Source organism: Pararhizobium sp. DWP1-1-3 (assembly GCF_049896125.1).
GTDB lineage: Bacteria > Pseudomonadota > Alphaproteobacteria > Rhizobiales > Rhizobiaceae > Pararhizobium.
In genome coordinates this window covers 122,873-143,563 of the sequence record NZ_JAFCTR010000010.1, presented here as the reverse complement: position 1 = coordinate 143,563, position 20,691 = coordinate 122,873, and the positions used below count along the sequence as shown (strand labels likewise).

Genomic DNA, 20,691 nt, shown 5'->3' with positions numbered 1-20,691 from the left:
CAATCACCGAGTAAATGGACGCGACGCCAATTTGTTCCATCGAAAGCTTCGATGTAAGCGGCCATCATCCTATGCGGGCAAGATCGTACAGGCCGTTTCAGGCGTCGGAGCCAACGGCTTCGGCCGCAGCGTTCGCCGGCTGGCGGAAAGAGGCGATCGCCGCCTCGCAGGCGCGCAAGAAGCGCATCGACGGGCCTTCGCTGCCGGTCGCCAGCTTGCTCACCTGCGCGCCCTCCATCAGCATGGACAGGGTATCGGAGAGCAGCTCCGGCTCGCTCACGCCGGCATCGCGACAAAGCTTTTCAAGACGGCGTTGTTGGTCGAGCTTGAAGTTTTCGATCACCGCATGGGCGGGATGGCCCTGCTCCTTCAGTTCAACCGCCGCATTGGCGAGGTCACAGCCATATTTATCGTCGGCTAGACACCGTGCCCGGGCTTTCACCCAGCTGTGAAGCTGCGCCATCGGATCGTTTGGATGGGAGGCTTCGAGCTGATCCCAGAAGGCGGCGGCTTTTTCCGAGGTGAACCGCAATGTCTCGCAGATGAGGTCGTCTTTCGAGCCGAAATGACGGTAGAGCGTCATCTTGTTGGTCTCGGCAGCTTCGGCGATCGCATCGACGCCGATACCGCGGATGCCGTGTTGCCGGAACAGCTCACAAGCCGTTGAAACAATACGATCGCGCGGCGCCTGGCGCACCTGCACAGCGTCACCGTTTTCCAGCCTTACATCTGCCGGTTTCGCAGACGATACGGATTTCGAATTTTTATTGACGAGGCTTCTTGACATAGGTGTGACCGGTCGGTAACTATTCGAATGTTACTTACTAGTAACACCGCAATGCAACGATGTCAAGTTTAAGACACCGGCCGGGATCCGCCCGCCGGAAAAGACGACGAACCCGAAGGAATACCCCAATGCACCAGGCAAACAGTGATCTGACCATCCATGAGGTCCTGCTGGACCCGATGATCCGTGCCGTTATGCGTGCGGATGGCGTCACGACCAATGAAATGAAAACGCTTCTCTACTCCGCTGCCAGCGCCCTTCGCCAGATGCAGCCGGGAACGGTGAGCGCCAAAAATCATACGGCCAACCTGCTCGCGGCTCCCAAGCGCCGCCTGCTGTCGATGGTCCATCCGCTCGCTTCGCGCTCCGACTGTCTACGTATGAGCGCGTAACGAGACCAGTTCTCCCGGCGCATCCCTCAAAAGAATGCGCAACAGACCCAGCCGGGCACCTCCGCCGGCTGGGTTTTTTTATGGGATCACCTTCGGCGGCCCACGCTCAGACCTTGACGTCCAGCTCGGCAAAATCTTCCGTTCCGAAGAACGTGAGATAGCGTTCGACTTCCGAAGGCTCGCCCGTCGCCTTGCGCGGATTGTCCGACAGTTTGACAGCCGGATGGCCGTTGGCATCGCTGACCTTGCAGACGATGGAAATCGGATTGAGGCCGCTGATTTGCGTCGGCGCGCAGCCGGCAAAATCGTTCGTCAGGTTGGTCCCCCAGCCGAAACTCATGCGCACGCGCCCCTGAAAATGCCGGTAGGTTTCCAGGATCGTTTCGACATCCAGACCGTCCGAGAAAATCAGCAGCTTTTCCTTGGGATCGCGTCCCATCTTCTTCCACCAGGCGATGATTTTTTCGCCGCCTTCGATCGGCGGTGCGCTGTCGGGCCGGAAGCCGGTCCAGTCGGCAACCCAATCCGGAGCATTGCGCAGGAACGCCGCCGTGCCGAACGCATCGGGCAGAACGATCAGCAGGTTGCCGCCATACAGCTGGTTCCAGTCCTGCAGAACCTTGTAGGGCGCCAGGCCGAGTTCCTGGTCGCTGCGGGCCAGCGCCGCCACCACCATCGGCAGTTCGTGCGCGTTGGTGCCGAGTGCTTCGAGGTCGGTATCCATGGCGAGAAGCACGTTGCTGGTGCCGGAAAAGGATTTGCCGATGCCTTCCTTCAGCGCCTCGACGCACCAGCGCTGCCACAGGAAACTATGACGGCGGCGCGTGCCGAAATCGGAAATGCGCAGATCCGGATGGATCTTGAGCTGCTCGACCTTCGACCACATCTTGGCTTTGGCGCGGGCGTAAAGCACATCCAGCGCAAACGGCCCCATGTCCTTCATGGCGGTGCGGGATCGCAGTTCGTTGATGATCGCCAAGGCCGGGATCTCCCACATGGACGTGTGGGTCCATTTGCCAGGGAAGGTCAACTCGTATTGACCGTGTTTGCGGGAGAGTTCGTAGTCCGGCAGCTGGAAATCGGCGAGCCAGGCAAGGAAGTCCGGGGCGAAGATCTGCTTCTTGCCATAGAACGTGTTGCCGGCGAGCCAGATCATTTCCTTCTTGGTGAACCGCAGGCCGCGCACATAATCGAGCTGCTCGCGCAGTTCCTGCTCGTCGATCTCGTCGGTCAAAAGCACGGTCTTGGTGCGGTTGATCACCGAGAAGGTTGCATCGACCTCCGGGTAGAGGCGCCAGATCATCTGGAGCATCAAAAGCTTGTAGAAATCCGTATCGAGCAGGCTGCGCACAACAGGATCGAGTTTCCAGGCATTGTCGTAGACCCGGCGAGCGATGTCCGTCTTGGTCATGAAAGGTCTCTCCGCGCTCCGGTACCCAATGGCTATGCCCATGGTTCACCTTACTGTCATGACACGGCATTCGGCCTCGCCGCAACAGATTGATGCAACAAAGCAAATCTCCAAAGCTGAAAGCGCGGCGGGAGGGCGTTTGCCGCCGGTCATGGAATGACATAAACCATGTCATCACAACAAAATATCACATAGTATCATTCATGTGGTTGAATTTATCACAATAATCGTTATCTTTAAAACCATCACAATCGTGCGAGAGCATCCCGATGAAGCCTGAAGACCGGCGCCAAGCGATCATGGATATCCTGATGGAAATGGGCTCGGCCTCGGTCGAGGATCTCGCCGGGCGGTTCGTCGTCAGCAAGATGACCGTGCATCGCGATCTCGACGATCTCGAGCAGGCCGGTCTTTTGCGCAAGGTGCATGGCGGCGCCTCGATCCAGTCCAGCCCGCAGTTCGAGAGTGATTTCCGTTATCGCGAAAAGATCGCTGCGGAAGAAAAACGGCGGCTGGCGCAGCATGCGGCGACGCTGATCGAGCCCGGCCAGATCATCATCATCGACGATGGCTCGACGGCAGGCGGTGTGGCCGACTATCTCAAGGAGATCCGGCCCCTAACGGTGATCACCAACAATCTCGGCGTGATCAACAAGCTGGCCGCGGTCGCCGGGATCGATGTCATCTCGCTCGGAGGCCAGTATTCAAAGAAGTTCAACGGCTTTTTCGGCATCACCACGGAAGAGGCCCTGCGCTCGCTCAGAGCCGACATGGCGTTCCTGTCGAGCTCGGCCATCCATGGCGCGTCCGCCTTCCATCAGGATCAGGAAGTCGTCCAGACCAAGCGGCAGATGATGACGTCGGCGGCGCGCAGCGTCCTGCTTGTCGATCACGGCAAGTTCGGCAAATCCGCCCTGCATTTCCTGACCGGGCTGGACGCATTCGACATGGTCCTGACCGGCGCGGAAATCGAACCGTCCTTCGAACAAGGCCTCAAGGAGGCCGGCATCACGCTTCAGAAGATTAGCGGCAAGACCGCGGAGGAAATAGCATGACAAAAACATCGGTCTGGGTTGGTACCAGCTGGAAGATGAACAAGACGCTCGCCGAGGCGATGGTTTTTGCTGATGGACTGGCAGAGGCCGATGCTGCACGCGACAACCGCGTCCAGCGTTTCGTCATTCCGCCGTTCACGGCTACCCGTCAGGTGAAGGATCGGCTTGCCGCAACCAGCGTCAAGGTCGGCGCGCAAAACATGCATTGGGATGATGCCGGCGCCTGGACCGGTGAAATTTCGCCGGTCATGCTCAAGGATTGCAACCTCGACATCGTCGAGCTCGGCCACAGCGAACGGCGCGAACATTTTGGCGAAACGGACCGCACGGTGGGCTTGAAGACGGCCGCTGCTGTCCGCCATGGCCTGATCCCGCTGGTCTGCATCGGCGAAACGCTGGCCGAACGCGAAGCCGGACAGGCCGATATCGTCCTGCGCCGCCAGGTCGAAGGCGCTCTTGCGCTGCTCGAAGGAGCCGACAAGGCCAAGCCTATCTTGCTTGCCTACGAGCCCGTCTGGGCAATCGGCGTCAACGGCATTCCCGCCTCATCCGCTTATGCCGACGAGCGCCACGCCCTGATCGCCGGGTGGGCGAAGGCCAGCCTTGGCGTTTCCGTGCCGGTTCTCTACGGCGGCAGCGTCAATCCCGGCAATTGCGAAGAGCTGATTGCCAAACCGCATATAGACGGCCTGTTCATCGGCCGCTCGGCCTGGGATATCGCAGGCTATCTCGACATTCTCAACCGCGTCGCCTCGGCGCTCTGAAACAACCGTCAACGGAAGGATACAGCCATGAAAATCGCAATCGGCGCCGACAGCGCAGGCAAGCCGCTTCTCGACGTCATCGAAGCCCATCTCGCCACCAAGAGCGGCCTTGAAGTCTCCAATCTCAGCCAGTCCGGCTTCTATGCCGACTTGTCCAAGGGATTGGCCGAAACCATCGTCAACGGCCAGAACGACCGCGGCATCCTGATCTGCGGCACCGGCATCGGTGTCTCGATCTCGGCCAACAAGGTGCCCGGCATCCGCGCAGCCCTGACCCACGATACCTATTCGGCCGAGCGCGCCGCCAAGTCCAACAATGCCCAGATCATCACCATGGGCGCCCGTGTCATCGGGCCGGAACTGGCCAAGGCCATCGTCGACAAGTGGCTGGAATCCGAATTCGATCCGAACGGCTCATCGGCCGGCAATGTCGAGGCCATCGACCGCCTCGACGCCGGCAAGTGATACCCTGATCAAACACCTTCCGCAGGATATGTAGATCCTCCCTCACATCCTGCAGAATGAGCGCCCGGCGAAAATGCCGGGCGTTTTTGTTTGGGGTGACAAACCCGAAATTCGCGACCTGACGAGAGCAGCACTCCACTCTCCGTCATGTCAGCCCTTGTGGCGGGGATCCAGCGACCCGACGTCTGTCGGGTCAAAAGACTCTTTCAGCTCAAGGACTTGAGCTGGCTGGATTCCTGTGACGAGCACAGGAATGACGGAGAGTTTGGCAATCGCATATTTTCCAAATGACCTGCAAAATGCGTAGAAAATGACATGAGTTTGAACGCCCAGCGAAACTAGGCGTTTTCGCTACGGCGCTCAGCTCCAGTCCTTCGCCACGCTGCCCTGCGTGCAGATCGTGCCAGGCGACAAAAAGCAACGCGCAGGCAAGTCCAGTCTCAAAAACATGTTTTTCCCAAACCGCCGGGGATGTTCAAACGGGATGCAACAGACCAGGACATTGATATCGAACAGTTTTCTCCCAATTGTCTGCCCCCAGAATCCCCGCCCAAAAAAACCGTGCCATGATCATGGCGTTCTGTCACGGATGCACCGCAAGACGTTTGCGGCGAGGCAGGGCTGGCGCTCCACGTGAAGCCTCGTGGTCTCCGATGAGGAGGCTGCGAACGTCAGGCGGACCGGAAGGAGAGCCCCCGGAAAATGGATTCCCCCTGTCCCTCTGGGGCGGGTGTGCCTGTGTGGCACGCATGCCGGGTCGAGAACCGTGACGTACCGGAGCCGTGAGCTTAATGCCGGAACCGGAACCCTATGTCGCGGCGATCGTCCCGGGTCAGAGAATCCGCAGTCGGGGTCTGTAGGGAGGAAAGCTCCCGAGAGAACGCCAAACGGGGCGCTGGAAAGCGTCAAACATATTTACTCATTAGAGGCGGTTTCCAGTGCCCCGTCCGATTGAGTGCATGTTTTGAAAACCACGGCGGACACCGCGCGGGGATGCTTTTTGCTGCCGTTCGTGTCGGCCGATAAGAGGAAAACCGGTATGCCCTATCAGGAGCGCCAGCGATATGTCCCCGCCCGGCGGCTTTTTTGGCGATGAGTCTCAAATCTGCACAAAAGCGGAAGGCCGTTAATCTTCCCGCGCAAGTTTGTTCTTGACCCCACCGCAACCCTCCCTTCTGATCAGGTGCAAGCGTACAAGCTGCGTTGATACGGAGGGGCCCCATGTCATTCCTGCAGTCGATTTTTCACCAATCTCCTGAAATCGCTCTGTTTCTTTCGCTGGCCGGGGGATACTGGCTCGGCAAGTTCCAATTCGGCAAATTCCAGCTCGGCGGCGTCGCCGGCTCGCTTCTGGTCGCGGTCGTGCTCAGTCAGATCGGCATCACCATCGACAATGGCATCAAGGCGGTTCTTTTCGCACTGTTCATCTATGCCGTCGGTTTCGAGAGTGGGCCGCAATTCTTCCGCTCGCTCGGGCGCAAGTCGATCCGCGAGATCATCATGGCGGCCGTACTCGCCATCAGCGGTCTGGTGACCGTTGTCGTTCTGGCCAGGATGTTCGGTCTCGACAAAGGGCTTGCCGCAGGCATCGCTGCTGGCGGTCTTACCCAGTCGGCGATCATCGGCACTGCCAGTTCGGCGATCGGCAAGCTCGGCCTTGCGGCCGACGAGACCCAGCGTCTGCAGGCCAATGTCGCCATCGGCTATGCCGTCACCTATATTTTCGGTTCCTTCGGGGCGATCATCGTCTGCGTCAACATCCTGCCCTGGTTCATGGGCCGCAGCATCCGCGACGACGCGGTCAAGGCCGAGGCCGAAATGCTGGCCGGTGCAAAGGTCTATGGCCCCGGCGAAACCCCTGCCCTTCCCGATCTGGTCGGACGCCTGTTCCAGGTCGGGCAGGCCGCTGGCCGCAGCATTGGCGAGATCGAGGCGGGCGCAACCGGGGCAGCCATTGCCATCGAACGGGTCAAGCGTGCCGGTGCCATCATCGGCGTCGAACCCGATCTCAAACTCCAGGCCGATGACATTGTTCTCGTGGTCGGCCGCCGCGCCGGCGTGGTTGGCATGGCCAACACCATCGGGCCCGAAACCCAGTCGTCCGACGGCATGGACATGGTCGTGGCAACACGGGATGTCGTTATCGGCAACAAGGACTATGCCGGAAAGACGGTCGCCGAAATCATCGAGGCGACCAAGGAGTTGCGGCACGGCGTCTTCGTTCTGCAGGTCAAGCGCGCCGGCAATCCGTTGACGCTTGCGGCCGATACCCGCATAGAAGCCGGTGACGTCGTGACCGTGCATGGCCTGCAGGAAGATCTGCAGCGTATCGCCAAGCGCGTCGGAACGGTGATCGTGCCCAGCGACAAGACCGATTTCGTCTTCCATGGGCTGGGCATCGTCGTCGGTCTGCTGGTCGGACTTGCGGTCATTCGCATCGGCTCCATTCCGCTGACGCTCGGCAGCGGCGGCGGCGCCCTGCTGGCGGGTCTCGCCTTCGGCTGGTACCGCAGCCGCAACATGGCGCTCGGCAACATGCCGACGGCAGCCTCGACGCTGCTGCGCGATCTCGGCCTTGCCGGCTTCGTTGCCGTCGTCGGGCTGCAATCGGGACAACAGGCCGTACACACGATCGCTGCAAACGGCATTTCGATCTTCCTGATCGGCGTCGTCGTCACCATCCTGCCGCTGATCATCACCATGCTGGTGGGCCGCTATATCCTGCACTATGACAACACCGCCATCTTCGCCGGCGCGCTGTCCGGATCGCGCAGCGCCAACCCTGCCTTCGGCGAAATCCTCGACAAGGCCGGAAATACCGTTCCAACCACACCCTTCGCCATCACTTACGCGCTGGCCAATGTCTTCCTGACATTGCTCGGCCCGCTCGTCGTCGCTTTCGTCTGACTTGTTCGACTTTGCAAGGAGTGAACCTCATGACCGACTATAGCAGCTTTGAAAAACTGAGCCCGTTCGAGCTCAAGGACGAACTGATCAAGCTGGCTTCGGCCAAGGAAAACCGGACAATGCTGAATGCCGGGCGCGGCAATCCGAATTTCCTGGCCACACTACCGCGCCGCGCCTTTTTCCGCCTTGGGCTTTTTGCCGCGTCGGAATCCGAACTGTCCTATTCCTACATGCAGAAATGGATCGGCGGCCTGCCCAATATCGAGGGCATCGAGGCGCGCTTCGAGCGCTTTACCAGCGAGAACCGCGATCAGGCGGGCGTCGCCTTCCTGCAGCGGGCGCTGAGCTATGTGCGCGATCAGCTTGGCCTGTCCGGCTCGCAGTTCCTGCATGAAATGGTCGAGGGCATTCTCGGCTGCAACTATCCGGTCCCGCCGCGCATGCTGAAGATCAGCGAGCAGATCGTCCGCCAGTACATCGTCAAGGAAATGATCGGCGGGTCGCTATCGGCTGGAAATGTCGATGTCTTCGCCGTCGAAGGCGGCACGGCGGCGATGACCTATATCTTCAACACCCTGAAGCAGAACGGCATCGTCACCAAGGGTGACAAGGTGGCCATCGGCATGCCGGTCTTCACCCCGTATATCGAAATTCCGGAACTGGACGAATATGGCCTGAAGGAAGTGGCGATCAATGCCGATCCGAAACAGGGCTGGCAATATACCGACGAGGAGCTCGAAAAGCTGAAGGACCCTGACATCAAGGTGTTCTTCTGCATCAACCCAAGCAACCCGCCCTCGGTGAAGCTCGACGACCGCAGCCTCAACAAGATCGCCGATATCGTCAAGAACCACCGTCCGGACCTGATCATTCTCACCGACGACGTCTACGGCACCTTTGCCGATGACTTCCGCTCGCTGTTTGCGATCTGCCCGAACAACACGATCCTGGTCTATTCCTTCTCAAAATACTTCGGCGCGACCGGTTGGCGTCTTGGCGTCATCGCCACCCATCAGGACAATATCCTCGATGGCAAACTGCGCGAACTGCCCAAGGCCATCAAGACCGCGCTTGACCGGCGCTACGGCTCCCTGCTGCCTGATGTCAGCTCGCTGAAATTCATCGACCGGCTGGTGGCTGACAGCCGCACCGTGGCGCTCAACCATACCGCCGGCCTATCGACGCCGCAGCAGGTGCAGATGGTGCTGTTCTCGCTGTTTGCGCTGATGGACGAGAACGATGTCTACAAGTCGACGCTGAAGAAGGTCATTCGCAACCGTGAATCGGCGCTTTACCGGGAGCTCGGTATTCCCGTCACCGACAACCCGAATTCGGTCGATTATTATACCCTGCTCGACCTGGAAGACATTTCCCTGAAACTTTACGGCCCCGAGTTCGCCAAATGGGTCAAGGAGACGTTCTCGACCAACGAGCTGCTGTTCCGCATTGCCGAAGAGACCGGTATCGTGCTGCTTCCCGGCCGTGGTTTCGGTACGCAGCAACCGGCCGGACGCGCCTCCCTCGCCAATCTCAACGAATTCGAATACGCCGCCATCGGCCGCTCGTTGCGTTCCATGGCGGACGAATATTACGAGACGTTCCAGAAAAAGAAGTAGCGGAACCAATTCGTCACAACGACAAAAGGGCAGGTCCACCTGCCCTTTTCCTGTGCCCTTTCCGGAGGCTCCGAAGTCTCGATGTTTGCGGCCGGACTGGCGGACCTGTCAGGAATTAAGCGTATAGCCGTCCTGGGCCTCAGCCGCCAAACGGTCCGAATAACGCCGCATCATCTCCACCTGGACTTCCGTTTGGAAAGACATGACCTGGTGGCGGACGGCTTCCTCGGAGCAGCCCAGATTGCTCAGGCGCTCCGCCAGCGCGCGGCATTCGGTTTTCCAATACTGCAGAGCCTCGTCGCCATGGACGTTTTCAAGCTCGCGGGCGCAGCGTCTGATGGTGCTGGCCTGCCCCGACAGCGGGAACGGCACAACCCGGTCTTCCGTTTCCGAAAAACGCACATCCTTCAACGCAGCACTCATCAGGCGGTTCTCCATGTTGGTGATTCTGATTTACAAAGCATATAGTTAACGCTTGGTATCCAGCGGCGGGCTTTGCCGGTTTTAGCAGCCGAAAAAGCCCTTTCAGGCGGGATGGAGTGTTCAAGCCGGTCAATCCGGGTAACGCATCACATTCATCTACCCTCCCGCATTTCCCGCCCTGCCGTTCATTCCCCTCATCAGATTGCACCTTGTTTTGCTTCCGCGCGCTCATCGCAGCCGGCCGCAAGTGCGCGCAAACGTCGGTTGCCGCTTGCAAAAATCATCCATATGTGAAAATCTTCTTTACATAAGAAAACTGGAGGACGCACATGGACATGACAAGGCGAGGCGGAATTCGCGTGGCGGGAAAGCCATGAGCACCCTTTCCCCAACCGTGGGCGTGTCCTCCACTCACCCTTCGGACATGCCGACGGACCATGCCTCGCTTCCGGTCTGGAATGCCGAAAACTGGTTTTATGAGGATTGGCCGGCCGGACAGCGCATCCGCTCTTTGCGGCGCACCATGGCCGAGGGCGACAGCCATCTGTTCAACATGCTGGTCACCGATATTCATCCTTATGTGCAGGACCAGATGTTTGCCGAGCGCGAAGGCATTTTCGGCAAGCGGCTGATTGCCGGTGCGTTCGTGTTCTCCGCCGGCCTCGGGCTTGTCGCCACCAACTGCGTCAACGCCTTTTCCTATGGCTATGACAAGCTGCGCTTCATCAAGCCGGTCTTCATCGGCGATACGATCTACGCCATCCGCACCAACCTGGATAAGGCGCCGCGCTACAAGGACATGGGCCTGATCCGCGCCAGTTACGAGGTGTTCAAGGGCGAGGGCGAACTGGTGCTCTACTGCGAGCATCTGCAGACCGTAAAATACAAGAACCCGGCCGATTTTGCCGGCAAGACGGAAAAACAATAATGTCAGCAGATACCGACCTTCCCCTCGCCGGCCTGATCGTCGTCGATCTCAGCCAGTTCCTGTCCGGTCCCTACTGCTCCCTACGATTGATGGATCTTGGCGCCCGCGTCATCAAGATCGAGCGGCCGGATGGCGGCGACCTGTCGCGGCGCCTCTATCTGAGCGATACCGAGATCGGCGGCGATTCCACCATCTTCCATGCGATCAACCGGGCGAAGGAAAGCCTGGCCATCGATCTGAAGGACGAGAAGGATCTGGCTTCGCTGCGGACGCTGCTCGCTCAGGCCGACGTGCTGATCCAGAATTTCCGGCCCGGTGTCATCGAGCGGCTTGGGCTGGATTACGAGGCCGTCAAGGCCATCAATCCGCGACTCGTCTACGCATCGATCAGCGGCTATGGTGAGGAAGGCCCCTGGGTCAAACGGCCGGGACAAGACCTTTTGGCACAATCGCGTTCGGGCGTGATGTGGCTGAACGGCGATGAGGATCAGGGGCCGGTTCCTTTCGGCCTGGCGATCGGTGACATGCTGGCCGGTGCAGCCCTTGCCCAGGGCATTCTGGCGGCGCTCGTCCGCCGCAGCATCAAGGGCACCGGCAGCCATGTCGAGACCAGCCTGCTCGAAGCCCTGGTCGATTTCCAGTTCGAGGTTTTGACGACCCATCTGAACGACGGACGGCGATTGCCGAAGCGGGCAAACTTTCGCAGTGCCCATGCGTATCTTTCGGCTCCATACGGCGTCTATGCGGCGGCCGACGGCTATCTCGCCATCGCCATGACGCCGATCCCCAAGCTTGCCGATCTGCTCGGCATGGACGAGCTTGCGCCCTACCGCGACAACTCATCCACCTGGTTTACCGCCCGCGACGAGATCAAGGCGCTGATCGCCAGGCGCATTGCCATCAAGACCACCGACGAGTGGCTGGCAATCCTCGAACCGGCGGATATCTGGTGCGCCCGGGTACTGAACTGGAACGAGCTACTGGAGAGCGAGGGCTTTCAGGTTCTCGACATGCTGCAGACGGTCACCCGCGAGGACAAAATTTCGATCACCACGACCCGCTCGCCGCTCCGCGTCAACGGTGTGCGGGCCAAGGTCGATCGTGCAGCACCCCGCATCGGCGAACACAGCCAGGCTATTCGCGACGAGTTCGGCCTATGACCATTACACTCAAAGGCATGACCTGGAACCATCCGCGCGGCTACGATCCGATGGTCGCCTGCTCGAGCCGCTGGTTCGGCGAAACCGGCGTCAGGGTCGAATGGGAAAAACGTTCTCTGCAGGATTTCGAAACATTTCCGGTAGAGGAATTGGCAAAACAGTTCGACCTCATCGTCATCGACCACCCGCATGTCGGGCAGATCACCCATGAGAAATGCCTGCTGCCTCTGGATGTCGCCGGCCGCGAAAACGAGCGAGCCGCGCTGGCGGCCGCCAGTGTCGGGCAGTCCTATCCGAGTTATACCTGGCAGGGCCGCCAATGGGCTTTTCCGATCGATGCGGCAACGCAGGTACAGGCCTGGCGGCCTGATCTGCAGGCCGCACCGCCCGTCAATTGGACCGAGGTGCTTGAGCTGGCGCGGGAAGGAAAAGTCCTTATCCCGCTGCGCCCGCCCCATTCGCTGATGAGCTTTTATACGCTGTGCGGCAATCTCGGGCGGCGTTGCGCTGTTGGGGGGCCAAGCGAACTGATCGACGTCGAGACCGGCATCCAGGTTTTCGAAATGCTGCGCGAGATCGCCGCTCTGGTTGATCCTGCCTGTTTCGAGATGGACCCGATCGCGGTTCTGGAGCGGATGGCAGTGCCCGAGGCAAAAGCTGTCGTCTCGCCGCTGATCTATGGCTATGTCAGCTATTCGGTGAAGGATTTCCGGCCTGGACTCATCCGTTTCGGCGATATTCCGCCGGTGGGCGAGAACGGGCCATCAGGTTCGGCGCTGGGCGGGACCGGTATTGCCATTTCAGCCTTCTCCGAGAACCCGGACGCCGCCATCGACTTTGCCTACTGGATCGCCAGCGGCGAAGTCCAGAAAGCAGATTACGCCGTTGCGGGCGGACAGCCCGGCCATGCGCAAGCGTGGGAAGATGTTGGCGTCAACCTCGCCACCGCCCACTTCTACCGCGCCACCCGCGCGACACTGGATTCGGCCTGGGTCCGGCCGCGTCACGATGGTTACATGGCCTTCCAGCAAGCTGCATCAGACCGCTTGAACGAAGGCCTGCTGCAGCGTCAATCGGCCAGGACGGTTATCGGCGACATCAACCGATTGTTTGCAGAGAGCTTTCGATAAGAAGCAGGGCGGCGGATCACGCCGGCCGCCTGTTTAGAGCCGCCAAAGTTTCTTGGCGTTGCCCGAAAACAGCTTGTCGCGCTCGCCTTGCGAACAACCGGTCAGCAGCGCGTGGGTTGCGGCCATCCAGGTCGACAGGCCACCGCCCAGCGTGCAGACCGGCCAGTCGCTGCCCCAGACGACGCGATCCCAGCCGAATTGCGCGATCGTGTGCTCGACATAGGGGCGCAGCGTCTCGACAGACCAGCTTTCCGCTTCGGCATAGGCGACGACGCCGGAAATCTTGGCGGTCACGTTCGGGCGTTTGCCAATCTCGGTCATATTGTCCCGCCACGGCTGCACCGCGCCGGAAGCGACGTCCGGGACGCCGCAATGGTCGAGGATGAACTGAACGTCCGGCGCAAGATCGGCAAGCGCAATGGCTTTCGGGATCTGATGCGGCAGGACGCAGAGGTCGAAGGACAGGCCGGTTACGCCCAGCCGCTTGATATTCTCGCGAAACAGCCCGCCTTCCGACACATCATCGGGCACGACATGCAGCACGCGGCGGAAACCCTTGACGAACGGATTTGCCTGTTGCCGCTCAAGATAGGCGGCAAAACCCGCTTCTTCGGGGCGGCAGGCGGCGATAGCGCCGGCAATCAGGTTTTCGGGGCGTTTGGAAAGATCCTGGACATAGTCGATTTCAGCTTCAATCTGCGCAGTATCGACATCGACCTCCATATGAAGGGCGGCGCCAATGCCACAGCGTTTTGCCTCTGTCGCATAGGTTTCATAGAGAAAATCGCGATCGAGCGCCGGTACGCCCGACAGCCACGGATAGGCAAGTGCGGCCCTGTCGATCAGGTGCAAATGGGTGTCGATGATCATCTCTTGTGCCCTCCCCGGCGTCCCAATCAACTATTTCACATAAGAAGATATCATTCAAATAGGAATTTCAGCCTCTACCCGTGTATCTAACCGATGCTCATTCCGCGTGGTTCACGTCCGATCCGGCCAGCAGCGAAAGCTGCGCAGCGGTCTTTTGCAACAGCGCAATGCTCTCGGTGATATCCGGTGCGGACGGGGCGTTGACCAGCGCGATATAGGGGCAGGTCAATGCGGCAATGCCGCGCCCGTCCGGCCCCAGGATCGGCGCTGACAGATTGTAGACGCCGGCGGTCTGCGCGCTGGCCATCATTTCGTAGCCGCGCTGGCGGATACGGTCGAGCCGTTCGAAGAAGTCCTCAGACAGCGGTGGCTCCGACTGGCTTTTGACATGTTCGGAAATCATCATCTGGCGCTCTTCCTCGCTGCGGAAGGCGAGCAGCACATGCCCAGATCCGGTATCGAACAGGCTGATATGCGAGCCGACCCGGATCGAGATGCCCCAGTAATCCGGGGCTTCCTGCTGGGCAATCACCACGGCAAAACCACGGTCGAACACCGCGAGGTGATTGGCTTGGCGGCTGCGTTGAGCAAGCTCGCGCATCAGCGGCGTCGCATAGGATGCCAGCCGCCGGACCGGCGCATGCAGCTGCGCCAGACCGAACAGCTTGAGCGTCAGCGAATAACGGTCGCCATCGATCCGCGTCACGTAACCGCGCCGTACAAGCCGGTCGAGCATGCGGTAGAACTCGTTCGGACTGCGCTCCAGCTTCTTGGAAATCTCGGCCTGCGTCAGGCCGCCATCGACACCGGCCAGAAGCTCGAGAATATCGAGCCCTTTGTCCAGCGCCGGCGCGCGGTAACGGTCGGATTCATCAGCGTCCATCAACACATCCCCCTGTAAATGACTTACTTCATATACGCATACGAGGCGCGCGACAAAGCAAAGTTGCGGCTTGACGCAAGGGTGCATTTGCTGTTTGTATATAAATCAATTCCTCACAAATGAGGAATTCCCACCATTGGGAATGGTGTGGACGTGAGGAGGAGAAATCATGAACAAGCTGCTTTCCGGCGTATCAGCCGGAGTAATGTTGTTTGCCTGCTCGGTCGCGGCACAAGCCGCAGACCTGCCCGGCAAATTCGACGGCGTGACCATCGATGCGAAGCTCATCGGCGGCCAGCAATATGAAAAGCTCTATGAGCGCATCGGCGAGTGGGAAAAGGCGACAGGCGCCAAGGTCAACATCCTCTCGAAGAAGAACCATTTCGAGCTCGACAAGGAAATCAAGTCGGATATCGCCACCGGTGGCCTCAGCTGGTGCGTCGGCTCGAACCATTCGTCGTTCGCGCCGCAATATCCGGATATCTACACCGACCTGACGCCGCTGATCCCGGCCGAGGAAATCGCCAAGTTCGTGCCGGCGCTGATCGCCGCCTCGACGCTTAACGGCAAGCTGGTCATGCTGCCGCGCGCCCAGTTCGACGTTTCGGCGCTGTATTACCAGAAGAGCCTCTATCAGGACGAAGCCAAGAAGACCGCATTCAAAGCCAAATACGGCTATGACCTGACACCGCCAGATACCTGGGCGCAGGTCACCGACCAGGCCGAATTCTTCTCCTCGCCGCCGACATTCTACGGCACGCAGTTTGCCGGCAAGGAAGAGGCAATCAACGGCCGCTTCTACGAAATGCTGGTTGCCGAAGGCGGCGAATATCTCGACAAGGACGGCCGCCCGGCCTTCAATTCGGACGCCGGCGTGCGCGCGCTCGACTGGTTCGTCAAGCTTTACAAGGACAAGGCCGTTCCGGCCGGCACCACCAACTATCTCTGGGACGACCTTGGTCAGGGCTTCGCGTCCGGCTCGATCGCGCTTAATCTCGACTGGCCTGGCTGGGCGAGCTTCTTCAACGATCCGAAATCCTCCAAGGTTGCCGGCAATGTCGGCGTGAAGGTTCAGCCGGCAGGTTCGTCGGGCAAGCGCACCGGCTGGTCCGGTCACCATGGCTTCTCGGTTACGGAATCCTGCGCCAACAAGGAAGCCGCCGCATCGCTGGTCTGGTGGCTGACCAACGAAGACAGCCAGAAGCTGGAATCGGCAACCGGTCCACTGCCGACACGCAGCGCCGTCTGGGATTTCAACATCAAGGCCGCCGAGGGCGACGCCTACAAGACCGAAGTGCTGCAGGCCTTCCAGGAAGCGGCAAAACACGCCTTCCCGGTTCCGCAGACAGCCGAGTGGATCGAGATTTCCAACTCGGTCTATCCGGAGCTTCAGGCTGCGATCCTTGGCGACAAGACCTCCAAGCAGGCGCTCGATAGCGCTGCCGAAAAGGCCACGACCATCCTGCAGGATGCCGGCAAGCTTTGATTGAACTGACGCGGCGCCACGGCTTTTGCCGTGGCGCCGCTTTCAATTTCCGGCGCAAATCAAAGGGCGCGACATGAAACTATCCAGATTATCGGCACCGGTGCTGCTGCTGTTTCCGGCGTTCCTGGTTCTCGCGGCAGTCGTCGTTGTGCCGCTGGCGCTGTCTTTCTATTCGAGCTTCACGCCGTTTCGCCTGACCAAGCCGGAATCGCTCTACGTCTTCATCGGCCTGCGCAACTATATCACCGTCATTTCGAGTTGGGATTTCTGGGTCGCGTTCGGCCGCACGGTGCTGTTCCTGACGATTGCGCTGAATGCCGAAATGCTGCTCGGCCTCGGCCTTGCGCTGCTGGTGTCCAAGGCTGTGCGCGGCCAGCGACTGCTGCGCACCATGATGATGTTTCCGATGATGTTTTCACCGGTACTCGTCGGCTTCCAGTTCAAGTTCCTGTTCAATGACAATATCGGCCTGGTCAACAACGGCCTGCAGGCACTGGGGCTGACAGACCAGGCGATCCCGTGGCTGATCAATGGCAATCTGGCGCTGTTTTCGATCACCGTTGCCGAAGTCTGGTCCTCGACCTCAGTCTTTGCCATCCTGATCCTAGCTGGGCTTCTGGCCATGCCGCGTGATCCGATCGAGGCAGCCCATGTCGATGGCTGCACGCCGCTGCAAACCTTCCGCTACATTACCTGGCCCTATCTGATGCCGTTCGCCTTCATCGCCATGACCATCCGTTCGCTCGATGTTGCGAGAGCCTATGACATCGTCAAGATCATGACGGATGGCGGCCCGGCCAAGCGAACCGAATTGTTGTGGACCCTGGTTGGACGCACCGCCTATGGCGACGCCCGTATGGGATTGGCCAATGCCATGGCCTATTTTGCAATCGTGCTGTCGATTCTCTTCACCGTCTATTTCTTCCGCAAGCTCGCAGCCGCGCGCCAGCAGATCGGAGCTGAGTGGTAATGGATATCAATTCGTCCCACCGCCTGCGCAAGCGCCTCTATTCGCTCGCCCATATCATCACCCTGTTCGTGGCGATGATGATCATCTGCCTGCCCGGCTTCTGGATCATCCTGTCCTCGCTGCGCCCGACCGTCGAGATCATGGCCAAGCCTCCCGTATGGATTCCGCAGGACCTGTCGCTCGACGCTTATCGATCGATGTTTTCAGGGGCCGGCCAGGGCGGTATTCCGGTCTGGTCCTATTTCCGCAATTCGCTGATCGTCTCGATCACCTCGACATTCATTGCGCTCGGGATCGGCATGGCCGGGGGCTACGCTTTTGCGCGCTACAAGTTCAAGGGCAAATCGGCTATCTTCTTAGGTTTCATGCTGACACGCGCCGTACCCGGCATCGCGCTGTCGCTACCCCTGTTCATGATCTTTGCCCGCACCGGTATCATCGATACGCATTTCGCGCTTATCCTCACCTATGTCGCGCTCAACGTGCCCTTCACCATCTGGCTGATCGACGGGTTCTTCCGGCAAGTGCCGAAGGACCTGGCCGAAGCTGCCCAGATCGACGGCTGCACGCGCTGGCAGGCCTTCTGGCAGGTGGAATTTCCGCTGGCAGGCCCCGGCATCGCATCAGCCGGCATCTTTGCCTTCCTGATCTCGTGGAACGAATATGCGCTGGCGTCGCAGATCACCCGCTCGGTGAATTCCAAGACACTGCCGGTCGGCCTGCTCGACTACACCGCCGAGTTCACCATCGACTGGCGCGGCATGTGCGCGCTCGCCGTCGTGATGATCATCCCGGCGCTGACCCTCACCTTCATCATACAAAAGCACCTCGTCTCCGGCCTCACCTTCGGCGCGGTCAAAGGATAATTTCATGGCTCCCGTCAGTCTCAAGAAACTGGTCAAGCGCTACGGCGCGCTGGAAGTGGTGCACGGCATCGATCTCGAAGTGAAGGACCGTGAGTTCATCGCCCTGGTCGGCCCGTCCGGCTGCGGAAAATCGACGACGTTGCGGATGATCGCTGGCCTCGAAGATGTCAGCGGCGGCACGATCGAGATCGGTGACAATGTCGTCAACGACCTGCCGCCCCGCGCCCGCAACATTTCCATGGTATTCCAGTCCTATGCGCTTTATCCGCATATGACCGTTGGCGAGAATATGGGCTTTTCGCTGAAGATTGCCGGCCGTCCGGTCGAGGAGATCAAGGAAAAAGTGGCGGATGCCGCCGCCATCCTCGATCTCTCGCATCTGCTCGAACGCCGCCCGTCGCAGCTTTCCGGTGGCCAGCGCCAGCGCGTGGCCATGGGCCGGGCAATCGTCCGGCGCCCGGACGTATTCCTGTTCGACGAGCCGCTGTCCAATCTTGATGCCAAGCTGCGCACGCAGGTTCGTACCGAGATCAAGAAGCTGCATGCCCGCATGCAGGCAACGATGATCTATGTCACCCATGATCAGGTCGAGGCGATGACGCTGTCCGACCGCATCGTCATCATGCGCGACGGCCATATCGAGCAGATCGGCACGCCGGAAGAGGTGTTCAACCGCCCGCTGACCAAGTTCGTCGCGGGTTTCATCGGCTCGCCGCCGATGAACATGGACGACGTGACGGTTGCCGACGGCAAGCTGGTCTTCGCCAGCGGCGCCACCCTGCCGATCCCGCCGAAATTCCGCCCGAGCCTGACGGCCGGTCAAAAGCTGACATTTGGTCTTCGGCCCGACGATTTCTTTCCGACCGGCCATGGCCTGAATTCCGGCGATGCCGAGGCGGTTGCCGAACAGGAACTGCCGGTTTCCATCACCGAACCGCTGGGGAATGAGACGCTGGTCTTTGTCGGCTTCAACGGCCGCGACTGGGTGTCGCGCATGCTCAATCCCCGCCCCCTGCCCTCTGGCCAGACCATCAAGATGAGCTTTGATCTTTCGCAAGCGCACCTGTTTGACCTGACGACCGGCAAGAGCCTGGTAGCCTGAGGAATTTTTGATGGCCCGTATCGAAAAAATTGAACTGCGCATGGTCGACCTTCAGCCGAAGGTGAAGCGGACCGACGCGATCCAGAGCTTTGTCAGCCAGGAAACCCCCTTCGTCACCATCACCGATTCCGATGGGGCGACCGGTACAGGCTACAGCTACACAATCGGCACAGGCGGTTCGTCCGTCATGCGGCTTTTGTCGGACCATCTCGCACCGCTGCTGATCGGCGCGGATGCCGATTGCATCGAGGCGATCTGGCACAAGATGGAATTTGCCACGCACGCGACGACCATCGGCCCGATCACCGCGCTGGCGCTCGCCGCCGTCGATATTGCGCTGTGGGATCTACGCGCGAAGAAGCAAAATCTGCCGCTGTGGAAACTTGCCGGTGGCGCCCGCGACCGTTGCGCACTCTACACGACCGAAGGCGGCTGGCTGCATATCGACAAGCAGGCGCTGGTCGATGATGCGCTACAGGCCAAGGCGAAGGGCTTTTCCGGGTCCAAGATCAAGATTGGCCGTCCGCACGGTTCGGAAGATTACGACCGGTTGTCGGCTGTGCGCGCCGCCGTCGGCCCGGCCTTCGAAATTATGACCGATTGCAATCAGGGCTTTGCCGTCGATGAAGCCATTCGGCGGGCCGGGCGTTTGCAGGAACTCGACCTCGCCTGGATCGAGGAGCCGCTTCCGGCCGACGATCTCGATGGCCATATCCGGCTGTCGCGCTCGACCACGACGCCGATTGCCGTCGGTGAATCGATATATTCGATCCGCCATTTCCGCGAATATATGCAGAAAGGCGCCTGCTCGATCGTTCAGGTCGACGTCGCCCGTATCGGCGGCATCACGCCATGGCTAAAGGTTGCCCATGCGGCGGAGGCCTTCGACATTCCCGTCTGCCCGCACTTCCTGATGGAGCTGCATGTCAGTCTCGTTTGCGCGATACAGAACGGCAAATATGTCGAGTATATTCCCCAGCTCGACGATCTGACTGAAAAGCGTATGGAGATTGTCGATGGTAAGGCGCTCGCACCGTCCGAGCCAGGCATCGGCATCGCCTGGGACTGGGATGCGGTCAAATCGCGCTCAGTCGAAGAATTCACCCGCGAATTCCGGGCCTGACGGGAGACGATAATGCAGCGCATGAGCATGGTAATCGGGCTTGAGCCCACAAAGGTCGAGGAATACAGGCGCCTTCACGCGGCTGTATGGCCAGAGATTCTTGCCCTGATCTCGGACTGCAACATCACCAACTATTCGATCTTCCTGAAGGAACCGGAAAACCTGCTGTTCGGCTACTGGGAATATGTTGGAACCGATTTCGGCGCCGATATGGCGAAGATGGCGGCGCATCCGAAAAACCAGGAATGGTGGTCCGTCTGCATGCCCTGCCAGAAACCGCTTGTCACCCGCAAAGACGGGCAGTGGTGGGCAATGATGGAGGAGGTGTTTCATCATGACTGAATTGTCCGGCC

At 59.8% G+C, this 20,691-nt stretch carries 20 protein-coding genes; 15 read left to right on the top strand and 5 right to left on the bottom strand.

The window, feature by feature from the left end; translation table 11 throughout:
• Positions 1 to 97 precede the first annotated feature (97 nt).
• Complete coding sequence (locus tag ACP7BS_RS20000; RefSeq protein WP_426239510.1) at positions 98 to 787, bottom strand: TetR/AcrR family transcriptional regulator; 690 nt, start codon at positions 785 to 787, stop codon at positions 98 to 100.
• A 128-nt stretch (positions 788 to 915) separates the two neighbouring features.
• Here ACP7BS_RS20000 and ACP7BS_RS19995 point away from each other — a divergent pair, with 128 nt between their 5' ends.
• Positions 916 to 1,179 carry a hypothetical protein gene (locus ACP7BS_RS19995; protein ID WP_426232438.1) on the top strand — a complete coding sequence of 88 codons (264 nt, stop codon included), beginning with the start codon at positions 916 to 918 and terminating at the stop codon, positions 1,177 to 1,179.
• 106 nt (positions 1,180 to 1,285) lie between these two features.
• On the opposite strand, the gene pncB is transcribed toward ACP7BS_RS19995, so the two are convergent.
• On the bottom strand, positions 1,286 to 2,590 hold the full coding sequence (gene pncB, locus ACP7BS_RS19990) for a nicotinate phosphoribosyltransferase (RefSeq protein WP_426232437.1): 1,305 nt from the start codon (positions 2,588 to 2,590) through the stop codon (positions 1,286 to 1,288).
• 269 nt (positions 2,591 to 2,859) lie between these two features.
• On the opposite strand from pncB, the gene ACP7BS_RS19985 reads away from it, so the two are divergent.
• From ACP7BS_RS19985 to ACP7BS_RS19965, 5 genes are all read left to right on the top strand, one after another.
• Positions 2,860 to 3,645, top strand: coding sequence for a DeoR/GlpR family DNA-binding transcription regulator (locus ACP7BS_RS19985; RefSeq protein WP_426232436.1), 786 nt, complete (start codon positions 2,860 to 2,862; stop codon positions 3,643 to 3,645).
• On the top strand, positions 3,642 to 4,409 hold the full coding sequence (locus tag ACP7BS_RS19980; protein ID WP_426232435.1) for a triose-phosphate isomerase: 768 nt from the start codon (positions 3,642 to 3,644) through the stop codon (positions 4,407 to 4,409). Before ACP7BS_RS19985 ends, ACP7BS_RS19980 begins: the two co-directional genes overlap by 4 nt.
• Before the next feature lie 27 nt (positions 4,410 to 4,436).
• Positions 4,437 to 4,874, top strand: coding sequence for an RpiB/LacA/LacB family sugar-phosphate isomerase (locus tag ACP7BS_RS19975; protein WP_426232434.1), 438 nt, complete (start codon positions 4,437 to 4,439; stop codon positions 4,872 to 4,874).
• Between the two features lie 1,221 nt (positions 4,875 to 6,095).
• The gene (gene aspT / locus ACP7BS_RS19970) at positions 6,096 to 7,781 is read left to right on the top strand and encodes an aspartate-alanine antiporter (protein ID WP_426232433.1); all 1,686 of its coding nucleotides are present in this window, start codon (positions 6,096 to 6,098) and stop codon (positions 7,779 to 7,781) included.
• Positions 7,782 to 7,810: 29 nt separating this feature from the next.
• A complete protein-coding gene (locus ACP7BS_RS19965; RefSeq protein WP_426232432.1) occupies positions 7,811 to 9,397 on the top strand; it encodes a bifunctional aspartate transaminase/aspartate 4-decarboxylase in 1,587 nt (528 codons plus the stop codon).
• Between the two features lie 108 nt (positions 9,398 to 9,505).
• Here ACP7BS_RS19965 and ACP7BS_RS19960 read toward each other — a convergent pair whose 3' ends face one another.
• A complete protein-coding gene (locus ACP7BS_RS19960; RefSeq protein ID WP_426232431.1) occupies positions 9,506 to 9,835 on the bottom strand; it encodes a DUF6074 family protein in 330 nt (109 codons plus the stop codon).
• A gap of 358 nt (positions 9,836 to 10,193) precedes the next feature.
• Here ACP7BS_RS19960 and ACP7BS_RS19955 point away from each other — a divergent pair, with 358 nt between their 5' ends.
• The 3 genes from ACP7BS_RS19955 to ACP7BS_RS19945 are packed head-to-tail and all read left to right on the top strand — an operon-like array spanning position 10,194 to position 13,038.
• Positions 10,194 to 10,748, top strand: coding sequence for a MaoC family dehydratase (locus ACP7BS_RS19955; protein ID WP_426239509.1), 555 nt, complete (start codon positions 10,194 to 10,196; stop codon positions 10,746 to 10,748).
• Positions 10,748 to 11,908, top strand: coding sequence for a CaiB/BaiF CoA transferase family protein (locus ACP7BS_RS19950; RefSeq protein ID WP_426239508.1), 1,161 nt, complete (start codon positions 10,748 to 10,750; stop codon positions 11,906 to 11,908). The genes ACP7BS_RS19955 and ACP7BS_RS19950 overlap by 1 nt, the downstream gene beginning before the upstream one ends.
• Entirely contained in the window at positions 11,905 to 13,038 is a 1,134-nt protein-coding gene (locus tag ACP7BS_RS19945; protein ID WP_426239507.1) for an extracellular solute-binding protein, read from the top strand. The genes ACP7BS_RS19950 and ACP7BS_RS19945 overlap by 4 nt, the downstream gene beginning before the upstream one ends.
• Before the next feature lie 33 nt (positions 13,039 to 13,071).
• Here ACP7BS_RS19945 and ACP7BS_RS19940 read toward each other — a convergent pair whose 3' ends face one another.
• Positions 13,072 to 13,908: an amidohydrolase family protein gene (locus ACP7BS_RS19940; protein ID WP_426239506.1), complete on the bottom strand. Its 837-nt coding sequence runs from the start codon at positions 13,906 to 13,908 to the stop codon at positions 13,072 to 13,074.
• Between the two features lie 97 nt (positions 13,909 to 14,005).
• Complete coding sequence (locus tag ACP7BS_RS19935; protein WP_426232426.1) at positions 14,006 to 14,791, bottom strand: IclR family transcriptional regulator; 786 nt, start codon at positions 14,789 to 14,791, stop codon at positions 14,006 to 14,008.
• Positions 14,792 to 14,960: 169 nt separating this feature from the next.
• Here ACP7BS_RS19935 and ACP7BS_RS19930 point away from each other — a divergent pair, with 169 nt between their 5' ends.
• From ACP7BS_RS19930 to ACP7BS_RS19905, 6 genes are all read left to right on the top strand, one after another.
• Positions 14,961 to 16,277: an ABC transporter substrate-binding protein gene (locus ACP7BS_RS19930; RefSeq protein ID WP_426232425.1), complete on the top strand. Its 1,317-nt coding sequence runs from the start codon at positions 14,961 to 14,963 to the stop codon at positions 16,275 to 16,277.
• A 73-nt stretch (positions 16,278 to 16,350) separates the two neighbouring features.
• Positions 16,351 to 17,247, top strand: a complete 897-nt coding sequence (locus tag ACP7BS_RS19925) for a carbohydrate ABC transporter permease (RefSeq protein WP_426232424.1) — start codon at positions 16,351 to 16,353, stop codon at positions 17,245 to 17,247.
• Positions 17,247 to 18,113 carry a carbohydrate ABC transporter permease gene (locus ACP7BS_RS19920; protein ID WP_426239505.1) on the top strand — a complete coding sequence of 289 codons (867 nt, stop codon included), beginning with the start codon at positions 17,247 to 17,249 and terminating at the stop codon, positions 18,111 to 18,113. The genes ACP7BS_RS19925 and ACP7BS_RS19920 overlap by 1 nt, the downstream gene beginning before the upstream one ends.
• A 4-nt stretch (positions 18,114 to 18,117) precedes the next feature.
• Complete coding sequence (locus ACP7BS_RS19915; protein WP_426239504.1) at positions 18,118 to 19,215, top strand: ABC transporter ATP-binding protein; 1,098 nt, start codon at positions 18,118 to 18,120, stop codon at positions 19,213 to 19,215.
• Between the two features lie 10 nt (positions 19,216 to 19,225).
• Entirely contained in the window at positions 19,226 to 20,338 is a 1,113-nt protein-coding gene (locus ACP7BS_RS19910; protein WP_426239503.1) for a mandelate racemase/muconate lactonizing enzyme family protein, read from the top strand.
• Positions 20,339 to 20,350: 12 nt separating this feature from the next.
• The gene (locus ACP7BS_RS19905) at positions 20,351 to 20,680 is read left to right on the top strand and encodes an L-rhamnose mutarotase (RefSeq protein ID WP_426239502.1); all 330 of its coding nucleotides are present in this window, start codon (positions 20,351 to 20,353) and stop codon (positions 20,678 to 20,680) included.
• Positions 20,681 to 20,691 lie beyond the last annotated feature (11 nt).

Coding starts and splice junctions, on each gene's coding strand:
- ACP7BS_RS20000 (WP_426239510.1), bottom strand. CDS start 787: ATGTCAAGAAGCCTCGTCAATAAAAATTCGAAATCCGTATCGTCTGCG.
- ACP7BS_RS19960 (WP_426232431.1), bottom strand. CDS start 9,835: ATGGAGAACCGCCTGATGAGTGCTGCGTTGAAGGATGTGCGTTTTTCG.
- ACP7BS_RS19975 (WP_426232434.1), top strand. CDS start 4,437: ATGAAAATCGCAATCGGCGCCGACAGCGCAGGCAAGCCGCTTCTCGAC.
- ACP7BS_RS19965 (WP_426232432.1), top strand. CDS start 7,811: ATGACCGACTATAGCAGCTTTGAAAAACTGAGCCCGTTCGAGCTCAAG.
- ACP7BS_RS19945 (WP_426239507.1), top strand. CDS start 11,905: ATGACCATTACACTCAAAGGCATGACCTGGAACCATCCGCGCGGCTAC.
- ACP7BS_RS19905 (WP_426239502.1), top strand. CDS start 20,351: ATGCAGCGCATGAGCATGGTAATCGGGCTTGAGCCCACAAAGGTCGAG.
- ACP7BS_RS19930 (WP_426232425.1), top strand. CDS start 14,961: ATGAACAAGCTGCTTTCCGGCGTATCAGCCGGAGTAATGTTGTTTGCC.
- ACP7BS_RS19995 (WP_426232438.1), top strand. CDS start 916: ATGCACCAGGCAAACAGTGATCTGACCATCCATGAGGTCCTGCTGGAC.
- ACP7BS_RS19985 (WP_426232436.1), top strand. CDS start 2,860: ATGAAGCCTGAAGACCGGCGCCAAGCGATCATGGATATCCTGATGGAA.
- aspT (WP_426232433.1), top strand. CDS start 6,096: ATGTCATTCCTGCAGTCGATTTTTCACCAATCTCCTGAAATCGCTCTG.
- ACP7BS_RS19925 (WP_426232424.1), top strand. CDS start 16,351: ATGAAACTATCCAGATTATCGGCACCGGTGCTGCTGCTGTTTCCGGCG.
- ACP7BS_RS19940 (WP_426239506.1), bottom strand. CDS start 13,908: ATGATCATCGACACCCATTTGCACCTGATCGACAGGGCCGCACTTGCC.
- ACP7BS_RS19915 (WP_426239504.1), top strand. CDS start 18,118: ATGGCTCCCGTCAGTCTCAAGAAACTGGTCAAGCGCTACGGCGCGCTG.
- pncB (WP_426232437.1), bottom strand. CDS start 2,590: ATGACCAAGACGGACATCGCTCGCCGGGTCTACGACAATGCCTGGAAA.
- ACP7BS_RS19920 (WP_426239505.1), top strand. CDS start 17,247: ATGGATATCAATTCGTCCCACCGCCTGCGCAAGCGCCTCTATTCGCTC.
- ACP7BS_RS19955 (WP_426239509.1), top strand. CDS start 10,194: ATGAGCACCCTTTCCCCAACCGTGGGCGTGTCCTCCACTCACCCTTCG.
- ACP7BS_RS19910 (WP_426239503.1), top strand. CDS start 19,226: ATGGCCCGTATCGAAAAAATTGAACTGCGCATGGTCGACCTTCAGCCG.
- ACP7BS_RS19950 (WP_426239508.1), top strand. CDS start 10,748: ATGTCAGCAGATACCGACCTTCCCCTCGCCGGCCTGATCGTCGTCGAT.
- ACP7BS_RS19935 (WP_426232426.1), bottom strand. CDS start 14,791: ATGGACGCTGATGAATCCGACCGTTACCGCGCGCCGGCGCTGGACAAA.
- ACP7BS_RS19980 (WP_426232435.1), top strand. CDS start 3,642: ATGACAAAAACATCGGTCTGGGTTGGTACCAGCTGGAAGATGAACAAG.